The following is a 15,151-nucleotide window of genomic DNA, read 5'->3' as shown; positions in this document are numbered from 1 at the left end:
TCAGTCAAAGCGGATCCTCGGGTCGAGCAGGCCGTAGAGCAGGTCCACGACGAGGTTCACCAGGATGAAGATGAGCACGAGCAGGGTGACCGCGCCGACGACGACGGGCCCCTCCTTGAGCTGGATGGACTGGAACACCTGCTGGCCGACGCCGGGCAGGTTGAAGATGCCCTCGGTGACGATCGCGCCGCCCATCAGCGACCCGAAGTCGACGCCGAGGTAGGTGACGACGGGGATCAGCGAGTTGCGCAGCCCGTGCCGGACGACCACCCGCGTCCGGCTGAGGCCCTTCGCGCGGGCCGTCCGGACGTAGTCGGCGCGCAGGTTCTCGGCCAGGCTCGTCCGGGTGAGGCGCGCGACGTAGGACAGCCCGAACGAGCCGAGCACCATGCCGGGCAGCAGGTAGCTGTAGGGCCAGCCGTCGTCCACGCCCGCGGACGGGAAGATCGGCCATTTCACCCCGAGCAGGATCTGCGCGCTGTACCCGACGACGAACACCGGGACGGCGATGAGCAGGGTCGTCCCGCCGAGGACGAGCGTGTCGGCGAGCTTCCCCCGCCGCAGGCCCGCCCACACGCCGAGCGCGATGCCGAAGACGAGCTCGAAGGCCCAGGCCGTGACCGCGAGCTCCGCGGTCACCGCCCAGCGGCCGGTCAGCATGTCGCTGACCTTCTGGCCGTCGTAGTTCTCGCCCAGGTCGCCGTGCGCGAGCAGTCCCCACATGTACTTGCCGTACTGCACGAGCAGCGGGTCGTTCAGGTTGTACCGGTCACGCAGGGTGTGCAGGACGGTTTCCGGGACCGGCTTGTCCCCGGCCATCGCCTGGATCGGGTCGCCCGGCAGGGCGAACACCAGCAGGTAGATCAGCAGGGTCGTGCCGAGGAAGACCGGTACCGCCTGGAGCAGCCGCCGCAGCGCGTACCGCCACATCTACTTCTTCACCGTGACTTCGTCCACCAGCAGGCCGAGCGCGTACGGGGTGATGGTCACGTTGTCGACCTTGCTGGACCGGCCGGCCTGGCCCGCCCAGGTCCACAGCGGGATCTGCGGCATCTCCCGGAGCGCGATGTCCTCGGCCTGGTTGTACTCCTTGATGGCCTCGTCCTGGTTGGCCGCGCCGTTGGCCTTGGCGATGAGGCCGTTGAACTCCTTGTTGTCCCAGCCCATCCGGTTGCCCGGGCCGTACATGTTCTCCAGGTAGTTCTGGGGGCTCGGGTAGTCGGCCTCCCAGTTCTGCCGGTACGGGCCCTTCTCCTGCTTCTTGCGCAGCATGCCGAAGTAGTCGGACGCCGGGATCTGCCGGAACTGCACGTCGGTGATGCCGAGGTTCTGCTTCAGGGAGTTCGCGACGATCTGCATCCACTGGTAGTACGTGGGCTGCGCGTTGGAGAAGTACAGCTCCAACGTGCCCTTGAACCCGCCGGCCTCCTGGAACAGCTGCTTGGCCTTGGTCGGGTTGAAGGTGCACGCGTCACCGCACGCGTTGTCGCGGTGTCCCTGGATCGCGGGCGGCAGGATCGAGTCGGCCACGATGTAGTCGCCGTTGTAGACCGCCTTGTTGATGCCCTGCCGGTCGATGGCCATGGAGATGGCCTCCCGGAACTTGGGGTTGGCGTAGCGGGAGTCCCACAGCGGGAAGGCGAGGTAGTCGATCGTGCTCTTCTTGTGCGCGATGAACCGGTCGCCGAGCAGCCGCTTGGCCTCGGGCACCTTCGCCGCCGGGATCGTCTGCAGGACGTCGATGCGTCCGGCGCGCAGGTCGGTGTAGGCGGTGTCGGCGCTGGCGTAGCTCTTCCAGGTGATGCCCTTGTTGTGCGGCTTGCGCGGGCCCTGGTAGTCCGGGAACGCCTTCGCCTTCACCTGGACGTTGTGCTGCCAGTTGCCGTCCATCTCGTACGGGCCGTTGCCGATCGGATGGTCGTCGTAGGCCTTCATGTCCTTGAAGGCGGCCTTCGGCATCGGCGCGTACGCCGGGTAGGTCAGCAGGAACGGGAACTGGCTGAACGGCGCGTCCAGCGTCACCTTGAGCGTCGTGTCGTCCACGGCCTGGACGCCGGACAGCTTGTCGCTCTTCGGCTTGGCCTTGGTGTCGGCCGGGTTGAGGTCGGCGTAGCCCTGGATGTGCTGGAAGTACTCGTTCGCCTGCGTGCCGTTCGGCCCGTAGGCCGCCCAGTTCCACGCGTCGGCGAAGCTCGCGGCGGTCACCGGCTCGCCGTTGTGGAACTTGCGGCCCGCCTGGAGCTTGATCGTCCAGGTCTTCTGGTCGGTGGTGTCCACCGACTGGGCGGCCAGCGGGTACGGCTTGCCGTCCTTGGTGAGCCCCTCGATGTTGTCGAACAGGTTCGTGATGACGTCGAAGGAGTAACTGCTGGTGGTGTTGCCCGGCGTCAGATGGTCGGGTTCGGTGTGCCCCATCGTGAAGGTCCCGTCGCCCGACTTGCCGCCCCCGCCGCAGGCCGTCGCACCCGTCGTCACGGCGAGCAACACCGCCGCGAGCGCCGCCGTTCTACCCAGGCCCGTCATGTGTGCCCTCCTTCGCGCGTCGCGTTGCGGAAGCCTTCTTAGCGTTGAAACGATCTTCGTATCCCCGTCATGCGAGATTCGTCATCTATTCGAGATCACTTCACCGGAAGGAATCCCCCTGTGTCAGGATCCGCAGCCGCTGCGACCGCGTCCCCGGGCTCCGGGAGGGCGGACGCGTCCGCCGAGGTCAGCGACATCTGCTCCGCACTGATCCGGTTCGACACCACCAACCGGGGCGAGGGCGACGCCGAGGGCGAGCGCGCCGCCGCCGAGTACGTCGCCGGGCTCCTGTCGGACGTCGGCGCCGAGCCGGTCGTCGTCGAGTCCGCGCCGGGACGCGCCAGCACGCTCGTCCGCATCGCCGGGACCGACCCGTCCCACGCCCCGTTCCTGATCCACGGCCACCTGGACGTGGTGCCCGCCGAGGCGTCCGACTGGCGCGTCCACCCGTTCTCCGGCGAGGTCGAGGAGGGCTGCGTCTGGGGACGCGGCGCCGTCGACATGAAGGGCTCGCTCGCGCTGACGCTCTCGGTCGTCCGGCAGCGGCTCCGCGAGGGCCGCCGGACGCGCGGCGACCTGGTGCTGGCGTTCCTCGCCGACGAGGAGTGCACCGGCGACTTCGGCTCCCGGCACGTGGTGACCGAGCACGCCGGCTGGTTCGAGGGCGTGACCGAGGCGATCAGCGAGTCCGGCGGGTACAGCGTCACCGCCCCGACGGGCGCGCGCGTCTACCCGGTCGCGGTCGGCGAGCGGTCCACGGCGTGGATGCGGCTCACCGCGCACGGCACCGCCGGGCACGGCTCCAAGCCCGCCCCGGACAACGCGGTCGCCGAGCTGGCCCACGCGATCTCGCGGATCGCCTCCTACGAGTGGCCGATCCGCCTGACCCCGGCCGTCCGGGCGCTGCTCACCGAGCTCGGCGACGTCCTGGGCGAACCCATCGACCAGGACCGGCTGGAGGCGGAGGCCGAACGGCTCGGCCAGATCGGCAAGCTGTTCGCTGGAACGGTCCGCAACTCGGCGAACCCGACCCGGCTGGACGCGGGCTACAAGGTCAACGTCATCCCCGGCTCGGCGTCGGGCCAGGTGGACGGCCGCTACCTGCCGGGCCTGGGCGAGGAGTTCCTCGAGACGATCGACCGGCTGCTCGGCCCCAGGGTGGTCCGCGAGTTCATCAACCACGAGGAGGCGCTGCCCGGCGACCCGTCCGGGGCGACGTTCGGCGCCCTCTCGGACGCGCTGCGCGCCGAGGACGAGGCGGCCCGTCCCGTCCCGTACGTGATGGCGGGCGGGACGGACGGCAAGTCGTTCGCGCGCCTCGGGATCCGCAGCTTCGGCTTCGCGCCGCTGCTGCTGCCGCCCGACCTGGACTACTTCGCCATGTTCCACGGCGTGGACGAGCGCGTCCCGGTCGCCGGCCTGGAGTTCGGCACCCGCGTCCTGGACCGCTTCCTCGACACCCGCTGACCCCGCGGGCCCGCCGATTCCCGGCATCCGGTGACAGCGGGCCCGCGAGACGGGGTATCGAACAGGAGTGGATCTCACCAGCGCCACGCGGCGGCTCTACGGGGTGGCCCCCGAGGAGTTCACCGCCGCGCGCGCCGAACTCGTGGAGCTCGCCCGGAGGGGCGGCGACGCCGCGCTCGCCAAGCGGGTCGGGGCGCTGCGCCGTCCGACCGTGTCGGCGTGGGCGGTGAACCTGCTGTCCCGGGACGCGGCGCCGGAGCTCGGCATGCTCCTGGACACCGGCTCCGACCTGCGCGCGGCGTGGGCGGAGGGCCGTCCGATCGGCGGGCTGGAGCAGCGGCGCGGCGAGCTGGTCGACCTGCTCGTCCGGGCCGCCCGCCGCCTCGCCGGCGAGACCGGGCGGCCCCTGCGCGACACGGCCGTCCGGGAGGTCGAGGACACCCTGCTCGCGGCGACCGTCGACCCCGGCGCGGCGGACGAGGTCGGCGCGGGCGCGCTGACCCGTCCGCTGAGCCACACCGGCTTCGCCCCCGCGGGGTTCGCGCCCACCGCCCCGCCGTCCGCGCCCCCCACCCCGCCCGTCAAGAAGCGTGCGGCGACCCCGAAACCGACGCCGAACCACAATCCGTCCGCTGCGCGACAGAAGACCCAGATCACCGAGAAACGGGCCGAACGGGCCCGTCAGCGCGCCGAGACGGCCAAGCGGGCGGACGAGGCCGAACAGCGCGCGGCGAAGGCGGAGCGGCTCCTGGAAGCGCGCGAAGGGGAGGCCGAGGGCGCCCGCCGCGAGCTGGCCGAGGCGGAGGCCGAAGTCGAAAGGCTGCGCATCGACCTGGACGCCGCCGAACGCCACAGCGGCCGCCTCCAGAGGCGTGCGGAACGCGCGGAACGGCGCCGGGCTCAGGCGGCCGAGGCGGCCGTCCGGGCACGGTCAAAGGCGGACGAACACGGATGACCTCCGCCCCCCGGTGACAGAACGAACCGCCGCCATGCAGTAGGTTCGGGGCCGAACGAGATTCGGGACCGAGGGGGAGAACAGGTGGCGGAACCGCTGACGGAGCAGCCCGCGGACTGGACCGAGCCGGGTGCGCACCCGGTCGCGCCCGGGGTGCACCGCATCCCGCTCCCGCTGCCCGTCGCGTCCCTGCACGCGGTCAACGTGTACGTGATCGAGGACCCGGACGGCCTGGTCGTGGTCGACTCCGGCTGGGCCATGCCGAACAGCCGCGAGGCCCTCTCGGGCGCGCTGCGGCTGCTCGGCCACCGCCTCGAGGACGTCGCGCAGTTCCTCGTCACGCACGCCCACTGGGACCACTACTCCCAGGCCCTCGCGCTCCGCGCCGACTTCGGCGGACGGGTCCGGATCGGCCGCGGCGAGCGGCCCTCGATCGAGGCGTTCGACGTCCGGGAGCGCCTGTACCCGCGCCAGGCCGAGCTGCTGCGCCGCAGCGGCGCGGACGCCCTCGCCGACGAGATCGCCCGGCTCGGCGTGAACGCCGACGATCGCGGCATGATGCCCGACACCCTGCCGGACGCCTGGCTCGACGACGGCGAGCGCGTCGACCTGACCCGCCGCTCGCTCGACGTCTTCGCCACCCCCGGCCACACGCGCGGCCACGTCGTCCTGCGCGACGCCGCCGCCGGGCTGCTGTTCGCCGGCGACCACGTGCTCCCCCACATCAGCCCGTCCATCGGCCTGGAGACCGTGCCGGAGCCCAAGCCGCTGCGCAGCTACCTGGACTCGCTGCGGCTCGTCCGGGACATGCCGGACACCCTGCTCCTCCCCGCGCACGGCCAGGTCACCCCCAGCGTCCACACCCGCGTGGACGAGCTGCTGCACCACCACGAGCAGCGCCTCGACGTCGCCGCCGGGCACGTCCGCGCGGGCCACGGCACGGCCTACGAGGTCGCCGCCGCGATGACCTGGACCCGCCGTCAGCGCAAGCTGGACGACCTGGACGCCTTCAGCCGGATGCTGGCCGTCCTGGAGATCGACGCCCACCTGGACGTCCTCACCGACCAGGGCGTCCTCGTCGCCCACGAGGAGAACGGCGTCCGCACCTACGCGCCCGCCTGACCCGTCACGTCCCGGGGTCACGCCCCAGGTAGGCCACCAGGAGATCACCCGGGTCGGTGGCGTCCGGCACCGGGACGGGCCGCGCGAACAGCGTTCCCCGCATGGCCGCCGAGACCAGGCGGGGCGCGTACCGCAGCAGTCTCAGCGCCAGCCCCGCCGGGACGGGACGCCGCGCGCCCGTCGCCCGCCCGAGGTCCCAGCCGTGGACGGTCAGCTCCATCGCCCCCGCCACGGCCAGGTCGACCTGCCCGAGGACGTGGCCCCTGACGGTCACCACCGCGACGTCGCCCTTCAGCTCCACCAGCCGCGTGATCCCGCCGCGCACCAGCGCCACGGGGTCCGGGGCCGCGTCGCGCCGCGCCTCCCGCGTCCCCGGCGGGCCGACGACCCCGCCGGTCAGCGCCTCGGTGAGCGCCGCCACCGAGTCGTCCAGATGCCACAGCAGCTGGCGCAGATCCCACCCGGCACAGGGCGTCGGGCGATCGAACGTGCCCGGCCCCGCCTCCGCCAGGCCGTGAAGGGCGTACGCGGCGCCCCGCGCCAGCAGCGCCGCCGCGTCCACGCCCTGCCTCCGCGCCGTGTCCGTGAACCGCCCTCGCGCCCTGCCCGACCCACCACTCGCACCCATACGCGCTCCCTTCACCGGATATGACCTGGTGGAGGCGGGGAACTCATCGACGGCCGTTCGCGGGCGGGCGGCAGACGCCGGCCCGACCCCGGCGAATATGTCGCCTGAGGTGCCTGTCTAGGCTGTTCCTCCCCCTTGTGGCCCCGGTGGAAGGAACCCCATGCCCGAGCCGACCGAGATCACGCCGCCGACCGAGATCACGTCGCCGGACGAGCTGCGCGCCCTGCTCGGCGAGGTGATGCCGCGCGCCCGCGACAAGGAGCGTCCGCGCCTGCACGCCCGGGACCGCGAGTGGCTCGCCGCGTCGCCGTTCTGCCTGATCGCGACCAGCGACGCCGACGGCAACTGCGACGTGTCCCCGAAGGGCGACCCCGCCGGACGGCTCGCCCACGTCCTCTCCGACCGGAGGATCGCGATCGCCGAACGCCCCGGCAACCGCCGCGCGGACGGCTATTTCAACGTGCTGTCCAACCCGCACGCGGGTCTGCTCTTCTTCATCCCCGGCCGGAACGAGACGCTGCGCGTCAACGGCCGCGCCCGCCTGCTGCGGGACGCGCCGTACTTCGACACCCTGGTCGTCAAGGGGCACCGGCCGCTGCTGGCGCTCGAGGTCGACATCGAGACGATCTACTTCCACTGCGCCAAGTCGTTCCTGCGCTCGGAGCTGTGGAAGCCCGAGACCTGGAATCCCGACGTGCTGCCCTCGCACGCGCGGATCACCAAGGAGGTCATGAACACGCCCGAGAGCCTGGAGGAGCTGGAGGCGTACTACGGCGAGTCCTACTCCCAGCGGCTCTACAGGTCCTGATCCACGCGGGCCCTGATCCACATCCACGCGGGCCCTGATCCACCGGGACGGGCCGTCCCGGTGGTCATCGGCCCCCGCGCATGCCGCGGGGGCCGCCACCCGGAGCGTCAGCCGCTCTTGCGGCGGAACTGGCGCTGGTGGTCGGCGCGCTCGTGGACGCCCTTCACCTTCCCCGCCCCGTTCCCACTCCGCCCACGGTTCGCGGACGCGGCGCGCTTGCGCTCCAGGGCCTCCCGGAACCTGCGCTTCACCTCGTCCTCGCCGGCTTCGTTCTCGGTCGAGTCGGCCATGTGGACCTCCAACTTTCGTAGGGCGGTACCAAGCCTCGCACGTCCGGGGACCGCGCGTGCTTCCGGGCCGTCCGCTTTCAGCTGAGCGACCCCCTGGTCAACCGCCCCGCGAGAGCGCTAGCCGCGCTCCTCACGGCGCGGATGCGCGTGCGCCTCGGGCCGGCTCCCCCGCCCCCGGCGCCGCCCTCGGCCCGGCTCGTGGCTCTGGGGCTGCCCGTGCTCGGCGGGCGGGCCGCACCACCGCTCCAGCGCCTCGCGGATCTCGGGCGCGCGGCGCTCCGGCGCGGTCTCGTCCGTCGCCCACGCGATGTACCCGTCGGGCCGGACGAGCACGGTCGAGCGAGTCGGGGCGCCCGCCGGGACGCAGCGCACGCGGCCCGCCCAGTGCCGGTCGACCAGGTAGGTGACGGCCGGGTCGTTCGTGGCGACGACCAGCACGAACCGGCCGTCCCGCAGCGCCTCGTAGAGGTGTCCGCCGCCGGCCAGCCGCACGTCCGGGGCGCGCCGCCCCGTCAGCCGGTGCGAGCCGCGCGGGGCGTGGTAGGAGATGCCGATCCCGGACACCAGGCCCGCCATCCGCCGCGCCACCGGCGGTATCCGCGTCACCAGCCCCAGCAGGACGTCCCGGCCGAACCGCGCCGCGCGTCCCTCCAGCAGCAGGCCGCGCAGCAGCGCGCCGCTGCCCAGCAGCACGGCGCGCCCCACCGGGTGCCGCTCCTCGTGGTAGCTGTCGAGCAGCCAGGACGGCGCGTCCCCGTGGACCTGCGCGACGAGCTTCCAGCCGAGGTTGGCCGCGTCCTGGATGCCGGTGTTCATGCCCATGCCGCCGACCGGGGAGTGCACGTGCGCCGCGTCCCCGATGAGGAACACCCGTCCCACCCGGTAGCGCGGGGCCTGCCGCTCGTCGCTGTGGAACCGCGACATCCAGCGGACCTCGCCCATCCCGTGATCGCTGCCCAGGACGTCCCGGAGGATCGTGCGCAGCTCCCTGGAGTCCACCGGGGCCGAGTCGGGCACCTGGTGCTCCCGGCTCCAGCCGATCACCCGGTACCAGCCGTCCCCGAAGGGCGCGATGAACGCGAGGGAGTCGCCGGAGCCGCCGACCGTCAGCAGCTCCTCCGGCGGGTCGGAGAGCCGGACGTCCGCGAGCATCACCGACCGGAGCACCGACTGGCCCGGGAACGGCAGCCCGACCGCGTCGCGGACCGTGCTGCGCACACCGTCCGCGCCGACCACGTACGCGGCCCGGACGGACTCCTCCCGCCCGTCCTTGCGGTAGCGGACCTGGGCGGCGTCGCCGTCCTGCCGAAGCCCGACCACCTCGGCGCCGCGGACGATCCGCGCGCCAGCGTCGAGCGCCCGCCGCTCCAGGACCCGCTCGGTCTCGTACTGCGGCGTGACCAGGACGAACGGGAACCGGCCCGGCAGCGCCGCCAGGTCGAGCCGGGACCCGCCGGGCACCCGCACCGACCCGACCCGCCGCCCGGTCTTCAGCAGCTCGTCCGCGACGCCGCGGATGTGCAGCGTCTCCAGCGTCCGCGCGTGGACGGCGAACGCGCGCGTCAGGTTCGGGACGTCGGCACGGCGCTCCAGCACCGTGCAGTCCATCCCGGCGGAGGCCAGGTCCCCGGCCAGCAGCAGCCCTGCCGGCCCTGCCCCCACGATCACCACGTTGTCGGTGCCCGTCATGGCGGCGCCCCTCTCCAGCGGAGTCCGGTTCCCGGGACCCTTCCCCGGATCGGGCCGCGCTCACCGCCGCCGGGGCATGCCAGACCACCCCTTGACCACACACGGCCGTGAAACAGAGACCCGCCGGAGCCCGACCGGGCTCCGGCGGGCCGGAACACACCTCTGCCACAGGGCCCGAATCAGCCCCAACCAGCACATTTCACGCCCCGCAGGCGTGCCTCACCCCCGCCGGGCAACACCTCAATCCCGGGCGCGGCGCCTCAGGCCCGTGCGCGGCGCCTCACGCCTCGCGGGCGGCGCCTCAAGCCTCGCGGGCGCGCAGGTTCAGGCCGAGGGCGCGGAACTGCTCGACGGGATGGTGGTAGCCCCGCTCGATGTGGTGGACGCCACGCAGCGTGGACGGTCCTTCGGCGACGGCGGCCGCGAGGACGGCCGAGAACCCGGCGCGGATGTCCGGCATCGTCACGTCGCCGCCGCGCAGCTTCGTCACGCCGCGCACGACCGCCGAGTGCAGCGCGGCCGTGTCGTGGTAGCGGCAGGCGGGGCCGCCGAGGCAGGTGTCGTAGACCTCGATCTCCGCGCCCATGCTCTGCAGCGCCGGGACGTAGGCCAGCCGGTTCTCGTACACCGTCTCGTGCAGCACCGACATGCCGTCCGCCTGGGTGAACAGCACCATCAGCGGGGTCTGCCAGTCGGTCGCGAACCCGGGGTGGGTGTCGGTCTGGACGGCCGCCGCGCGCAGCCCCTCCGGAGCCGACGCCATGATCCACTCGTCGGTGATCTCGAACCGCGCGCCCATCCGGTCCAGCGTGGTGATCGCGGTGACCAGGCGGTCCTGCGGGCAGCCGTGCACCCGCACCTCGCCGCCGGTGACCAGGCCCGCGACCAGGTAGGAGAACGCCTCGATCCGGTCTCCGGCCAGCCGGGTACGCGCGCCGCTCAGCCGCGGCACGCCCTCGACCACGATCCGCCGGTCCGGCGCGAACGAGATCCGCGCGCCCATCCGCTGCAGGAACAGCGCCAGCTCGATGATCTCCGGCTCGGTCGCGGCGTTGCGGATCACCGTCTTGCCCTGCGCCCGGACGGCCGCCAGCAGCACCGTCTCGGTCGCGCCGACGCTCGGGTAGGGCAGCTCGATCCGGGTCCCGACCAGGCGGCTCGCGCGGGCGTGGATGCCGTCCTCGGCGATCTCCACCTCGGCGCCGAACGCGCGCAGCGCGTCCACGTGGAAGTCCACCGGGCGGCGGCCGATCGGGTCGCCGCCGACCAGCGGGACGAACGCCTCCCCGGCCAGGTGCAGCAGCGGCCCCAGCATCAGGATCGGGATCCGGTTCAGCCCGGTGAACGCCTTCGGGACGTTCGGCTCGGCGACCGGCCCCGGCACGATCGTGATCTCTCCGTCGGCACGCTCCACGCGCATCCCGAGGTGCTCCAGCATCGCGCCGGTGATCCCGACCTCGCCGACGTCGGGCGTGTTGCTGATGGTGCTGGGCCCCTCTCCCAGCATCGCCGCGACCATGTGCTTACTGACCGCGTTCTTGGCCCCTCGCACGGTGACGTCGCCGCGCAGCGGCCCGGACGGCTCGATCTCCCACACCTTGTCACTCACCCGAGCAGCCTATGACCGGCCCGCGAGGCGACCAACTCGGGCGGCCCGCGCGGGGTCGGCTACCGTCGCCCTCATGGATCTTGAATCCCTCTCCCTCCGCCCCGTCCGGGAGGACGACCTCCCCTTCCTGGAGTCCTTCGTCACCGACCCCCACACCGCGGGCGAGATCGCCTGGCACGGCTACGACGACCCGCGCCGCTGGGCCCGGCGCTGGCACGAGGACGGCCTGCTCACCGACGACAGCAGCATGCTGATGGTGGTGGGCGGCGACGACCGCCTCGGGTTCGTCGGCTGGCGCAAGATCGTCGTGACCCGGATCACGCACCACTACAACTTCGGCATCGGCCTGCACCCCGACCACCGCGGCAAGGGCGTCGGGACCCAGGCCCAGCGGCTCCTCATCCGCTACCTGTTCGCCTACACCCAGGTCCACCGCCTCGAGGCGGACACCGAACTGGAGAACCTCCCCGAACAGCGGACCCTCGAGAAGCTCGGCCTCACCCGCGAAGGCGTCATGCGCGGCTGCTCCTTCCGGAACGGCGCCTGGCGCGACGGCGTGCGCTACTCCATTCTCCGCACCGACCCCCAGCCCTGACCGAACCCGCGCCCCGGTCCAGCCCCCGGAGGCGTGGCTCACGAGCAGCCCTGGAACTCCGGCACGGTGCTCACCAGGTTCGTCAGCCCGGACGCCCCGAACCACTTCCGCAGCAGCCGCGGCGCGGTGCCGTCCTGGTAGAGCCTCGTGATCGCCTTGTTGACCGCCTCGCAGCCGTCCACGTCGCCCTTGCGCAGGCCGACGCCGTACGGCTCCTCGGTGAACGGGCGGTTCAGGATCCGCACCGCGCCGCCCTTCTGCGCGGCGAATCCGGCGAGCACGAGGTCACCGGTGGAGACGGCGTCCAGCGACCCGTCCAGCAGCTTGGTGACGCATGCCGAGTACGACGGCTCCCGCACCAGCAGCGCGTCGATGCCGAGCCCGCGCACCACCCGGGACGTCGAGACCGAGCCGCTCGCCTCGCACATCCTCCGTCCGGCCAGGTCCCGGACGCCCCGGATCCGCCGCTCCCCGCTCCGCACCATGACGTCCTGGTGCGCCACGTAGTACGGCCCGGCGAACGTCACCTTCGTCGAGCGCTCGGCGGTGATCGAGTACGAGGCGAGCACCAGGTCGACCTTGTGCGCGTTCAGCAGCGCCTCCCGGTCGTCGGAGGTGACCGCCGCGAACCGGACGCCGGAGGCCCCGATCCGCTTCGCGATCTCCCCGCCCAGATCCACCTCGAACCCGCTGAACACGCGCCCGTCCGCGTCGGCCAGCCCGAGCCCCGGCTGGTCCGCCTTGACCCCCACGACCAGGGTGCGCTTCCCCGCGACCGAGCCGCCCGTCGCCGCGTCCGCGGCACACCCCGTCAATCCCAACGCGAGCCCCGCCGTGGCGGCGACCCGTAGGACAGCCCTCATCCCCCAATGGATAAGGGCCGGAGGCGTCCACCAGATGAACGCCGGGCGAGATGTACGGGTTGAGGACGGAAACTCCCCATCGCCGGACGGCCCGCGTATACGATCGCCACCACGGACGGGTCCGCGACGGGGAATCGAGGTTCGGCCATATGGCGGCGGAGTGGGCGCCCCAGGGCATCGACACGAGCAGGCCGAGTGTCGCGCGCGTGTACGACGTCGCCCTCGGCGGCAAGGACAACTTCGCGGTCGACCGCGCCGTCGCGCAGCGCCTCCAGGAGGGCCTGCCCGAGATCATGAGCATGGCCCGGGTCAACCGCGCCACGCTCGGACGCGCCGTCCGGCTCATGGCCGAACGCGGCGTCCGGCAGTTCCTCGACCTCGGCGCCGGCCTCCCCTCGTCGGACAACACCCACCAGGTCGCCCAGCGCGTCGCGGCCGACTCCCACGTCGTCTACGTCGACAAGGACCCGATCGTCCTCGCGCACGGACGCGCCCTGCTCGCCGACGACGACCGCACCGCCGTGATCACCGCGGACCTGCGGGACCCCGGGACCGTCCTGAGCCACCCCGAGGTGGCCCGGCTGATCGACTTCTCCGAGCCGGTCGGCGTGCTCTTCGTCGCGATCCTGCACCACCTGCACGACGACGAGGACCCCAAGGGCATCCTCGACGCCTACATGTCCGCCGTGCCGTCCGGGAGCCACCTGTTCGTCTCCCACTTCTGCGACTTCGGCCCGCTCTCGCAGGAGCTCCAGCGCCGCTTCCTGGAACTCCTCGGCACCGGCCGCTTCCGCAGCTCGAAGGAGATCACCACCTTCTTCGACGGCTACGAGCTCCTGCCGCCCGGCGTCGTCCCGAACCCCCACTGGCACCCGGACGAGCCTCCGCCCGCCGACCTGTCGCTCGCCCAGCAGATGCACTACGCGGGCATGGCCCACAAGCCCTGACCGCCGCCGGGGCCCGACTCAGCCACGCGCCGGAGGACGACTCCGCTCCGCGATGGCCCCGAGTTGCTCAGCGGTCAGCGCCGGGGCACCGCTCGGGTTCGCCGCCCCGGGACGCAACCCGTCCAGGAAGAACCCCAGACAGCGCCGCCAGGCCCCTGGCACGACCTCCATGCTCTCCCCGATCACCCGGGACATCCCGAGGACGAGCAGCCCCACGTCCGTCGCCTCGAAGTCGGGACGAAGCGCACCCGCGTCCTTGGCCCGCTCGATGAGCCGCCCCAGATCCCGCTTCCCGCGCCCGCAGGCCTCCTCCATGCCGCTCGCCGTCGTGAACCGCGCTGCCAGCGCCTCGTTCAGCCCTCGGTCCTCCGCCTGAAGCGCGAACAGCCCCTCCATGAACACCACGAACCCGTTCCACGGATCCGGGTCGGCCAGGGCCTCGGCCGCCACATCGTCCAGCGAGGTGAGCCGCTCCTGGAAGACCGCGTCGACCAGCTCGTCCCGCGTCGGGAAGTGGTTGTACAGCGTCCCGATGCTGACCCCCGCCTGACGGGCGACGTCCTCCAGGGGCGCGGCAAGCCCGCGCCGGGCGAACACCTTGCCGGCGGCCGCCACCAGTTTGTCGCGGTTACGTCTGGCGTCCGCGCGCAGCGGCCGGGATCCGATGGCGGTCATGCCCACTATTGTACGAACCTGAGGACATCCTCAACTTTGTGCTAGCGTGCCACCCAACTTGAGGAGTGCCTCAAGTTCTGCCGCCGTGAGGGGTCCCCCATGTCCGAACGCCTTGCCGGAACAGCCGTGATCCTCGGAGTCGGGCCAGGCCTCGGCATGTCGATGGCCCACCGCCTCGGACGCGAGGGTCATCCCATCGCCCTCGTGTCCCGCACCGGAAGCCGCCACGCCGCCTACCTGGCCGCACTCGCCGACGCGGGCGTCAAAGCGGCGTCCTTCCCCACGGACATCCGCGACGCCGGCCGCCTCCGGAACACGCTCACGGCCATCGCCGCCTGGCAGGGCCCGGTGGACGTCCTGTACTACGGCCCCGGGGCGGTCGACGATCCCAACGCGATGCCCCGGCCCATCACCGAGACGTCCGGTGCGGACGTCAGCGAGGCCATGCGGCTCGTGTATCCGGCCGTGGAAGCCGTCCAGGCGGTACTCCCCGGCATGCGGGAACGCCGATCGGGAACGCTGCTGTTCGCCGGCGGCCTGAGTTCCGTCGTCCCGCTCCCGCCGCTGGGCGCCCATGCCCTCTCGTCCGCGGCACTCCGGAACTACGCCATCACGCTCAACACGGCCCTCGCACCGGACGGCGTCTACGCGGGCACCCTCACCATCGGCGGCGTGGTCGCACGCGGCGACATCCACCGCCACATCACCGCCCACCCCGACCGCTACGGCGACCTGGCCGCCCAGACCCTGAACCCGGACGACATCGCGAACGAGGCCTGGTCCATGACCCTCAAACGCGACCGCGCCGAAACCGTCTTCAATCTCCGGACCCCTTGAAAGGGCCAAAGCAAAAAGGGCCCCGCCATGAATATGGCGGGGCCCTTGAAAAGTGGTGAGGCCCGCCACTCACGTGGCGGGCCTCACTCAATATAAGTCCGGCGGCGTCCTACTCTCCCACACAGTCTCCCATGCAGTACCAT

At 72.4% G+C, this 15,151-nt stretch carries 15 protein-coding genes; 7 read left to right on the top strand and 8 right to left on the bottom strand.

Annotation, left to right across the window (positions count from 1 at the left end):
- Together AB0L06_RS37825 and AB0L06_RS37820 are read right to left on the bottom strand one after the other, a co-directional pair.
- Nucleotides 1-930, bottom strand: coding sequence for an ABC transporter permease (locus AB0L06_RS37825; RefSeq protein ID WP_500236027.1), 930 nt, complete (start codon nucleotides 928-930; stop codon nucleotides 1-3).
- Entirely contained in the window at nucleotides 931-2,523 is a 1,593-nt protein-coding gene (locus AB0L06_RS37820) for a peptide ABC transporter substrate-binding protein (RefSeq protein WP_500236026.1), read from the bottom strand.
- A gap of 120 nt (nucleotides 2,524-2,643) precedes the next feature.
- On the opposite strand from AB0L06_RS37820, the gene AB0L06_RS37815 reads away from it, so the two are divergent.
- The 3 genes from AB0L06_RS37815 (at nucleotide 2,644) to AB0L06_RS37805 (ending at nucleotide 6,067) form a co-directional block, all read left to right on the top strand.
- Nucleotides 2,644-3,990, top strand: a complete 1,347-nt coding sequence (locus AB0L06_RS37815) for a M20/M25/M40 family metallo-hydrolase (RefSeq protein WP_500236025.1) — start codon at nucleotides 2,644-2,646, stop codon at nucleotides 3,988-3,990.
- A 67-nt stretch (nucleotides 3,991-4,057) separates the two neighbouring features.
- Nucleotides 4,058-4,945 (top strand): hypothetical protein, encoded by an 888-nt coding sequence (locus AB0L06_RS37810; RefSeq protein ID WP_500236023.1) that lies wholly within the window; start codon nucleotides 4,058-4,060, stop codon nucleotides 4,943-4,945.
- Between the two features lie 84 nt (nucleotides 4,946-5,029).
- Complete coding sequence (locus AB0L06_RS37805) at nucleotides 5,030-6,067, top strand: MBL fold metallo-hydrolase (protein ID WP_500236022.1); 1,038 nt, start codon at nucleotides 5,030-5,032, stop codon at nucleotides 6,065-6,067.
- A 4-nt stretch (nucleotides 6,068-6,071) separates the two neighbouring features.
- On the opposite strand, the gene AB0L06_RS37800 is transcribed toward AB0L06_RS37805, so the two are convergent.
- On the bottom strand, nucleotides 6,072-6,629 hold the full coding sequence (locus AB0L06_RS37800) for a maleylpyruvate isomerase family mycothiol-dependent enzyme (RefSeq protein ID WP_500236021.1): 558 nt from the start codon (nucleotides 6,627-6,629) through the stop codon (nucleotides 6,072-6,074).
- Nucleotides 6,630-6,855: 226 nt separating this feature from the next.
- Between AB0L06_RS37800 and AB0L06_RS37795 the strand changes: the two genes are divergently transcribed.
- Nucleotides 6,856-7,503, top strand: a complete 648-nt coding sequence (locus tag AB0L06_RS37795) for a pyridoxamine 5'-phosphate oxidase family protein (RefSeq protein WP_500236020.1) — start codon at nucleotides 6,856-6,858, stop codon at nucleotides 7,501-7,503.
- A gap of 107 nt (nucleotides 7,504-7,610) precedes the next feature.
- On the opposite strand, the gene AB0L06_RS37790 is transcribed toward AB0L06_RS37795, so the two are convergent.
- The 3 genes from AB0L06_RS37790 to murA all read right to left on the bottom strand — a co-directional run bounded on the left by AB0L06_RS37790 (nucleotide 7,611) and on the right by murA (nucleotide 11,091).
- Nucleotides 7,611-7,793, bottom strand: a complete 183-nt coding sequence (locus AB0L06_RS37790) for a DUF5302 domain-containing protein (protein WP_026415086.1) — start codon at nucleotides 7,791-7,793, stop codon at nucleotides 7,611-7,613.
- A gap of 117 nt (nucleotides 7,794-7,910) precedes the next feature.
- Entirely contained in the window at nucleotides 7,911-9,482 is a 1,572-nt protein-coding gene (locus AB0L06_RS37785) for an FAD-dependent monooxygenase (RefSeq protein ID WP_500236019.1), read from the bottom strand.
- Between the two features lie 301 nt (nucleotides 9,483-9,783).
- Nucleotides 9,784-11,091 carry a UDP-N-acetylglucosamine 1-carboxyvinyltransferase gene (murA, locus tag AB0L06_RS37780; RefSeq protein ID WP_500236018.1) on the bottom strand — a complete coding sequence of 436 codons (1,308 nt, stop codon included), beginning with the start codon at nucleotides 11,089-11,091 and terminating at the stop codon, nucleotides 9,784-9,786.
- A 73-nt stretch (nucleotides 11,092-11,164) separates the two neighbouring features.
- Between murA and AB0L06_RS37775 the strand changes: the two genes are divergently transcribed.
- Nucleotides 11,165-11,686, top strand: coding sequence for a GNAT family N-acetyltransferase (locus tag AB0L06_RS37775; protein WP_500236017.1), 522 nt, complete (start codon nucleotides 11,165-11,167; stop codon nucleotides 11,684-11,686).
- A gap of 38 nt (nucleotides 11,687-11,724) precedes the next feature.
- Here AB0L06_RS37775 and AB0L06_RS37770 read toward each other — a convergent pair whose 3' ends face one another.
- Nucleotides 11,725-12,549, bottom strand: coding sequence for a glutamate ABC transporter substrate-binding protein (locus tag AB0L06_RS37770; protein WP_500236016.1), 825 nt, complete (start codon nucleotides 12,547-12,549; stop codon nucleotides 11,725-11,727).
- A 149-nt stretch (nucleotides 12,550-12,698) separates the two neighbouring features.
- On the opposite strand from AB0L06_RS37770, the gene AB0L06_RS37765 reads away from it, so the two are divergent.
- The gene (locus AB0L06_RS37765) at nucleotides 12,699-13,496 is read left to right on the top strand and encodes an SAM-dependent methyltransferase (RefSeq protein ID WP_500236015.1); all 798 of its coding nucleotides are present in this window, start codon (nucleotides 12,699-12,701) and stop codon (nucleotides 13,494-13,496) included.
- Nucleotides 13,497-13,514: 18 nt separating this feature from the next.
- Here the strand turns inward: AB0L06_RS37765 and AB0L06_RS37760 are convergent, their stop codons facing one another.
- Nucleotides 13,515-14,171 (bottom strand): TetR/AcrR family transcriptional regulator, encoded by a 657-nt coding sequence (locus tag AB0L06_RS37760; RefSeq protein ID WP_500236014.1) that lies wholly within the window; start codon nucleotides 14,169-14,171, stop codon nucleotides 13,515-13,517.
- A gap of 99 nt (nucleotides 14,172-14,270) precedes the next feature.
- Here AB0L06_RS37760 and AB0L06_RS37755 point away from each other — a divergent pair, with 99 nt between their 5' ends.
- On the top strand, nucleotides 14,271-15,008 hold the full coding sequence (locus tag AB0L06_RS37755) for an SDR family NAD(P)-dependent oxidoreductase (RefSeq protein WP_500236013.1): 738 nt from the start codon (nucleotides 14,271-14,273) through the stop codon (nucleotides 15,006-15,008).
- Nucleotides 15,009-15,151 lie beyond the last annotated feature (143 nt).

It is taken from the genome of Spirillospora sp. NPDC052269, assembly GCF_040679435.1.
Taxonomy (GTDB): domain Bacteria; phylum Actinomycetota; class Actinomycetes; order Streptosporangiales; family Streptosporangiaceae; genus Spirillospora.
The sequence above is the reverse complement of the archived record's forward strand: the minus strand, read 5'-3'. Positions and strand labels throughout refer to the sequence as shown.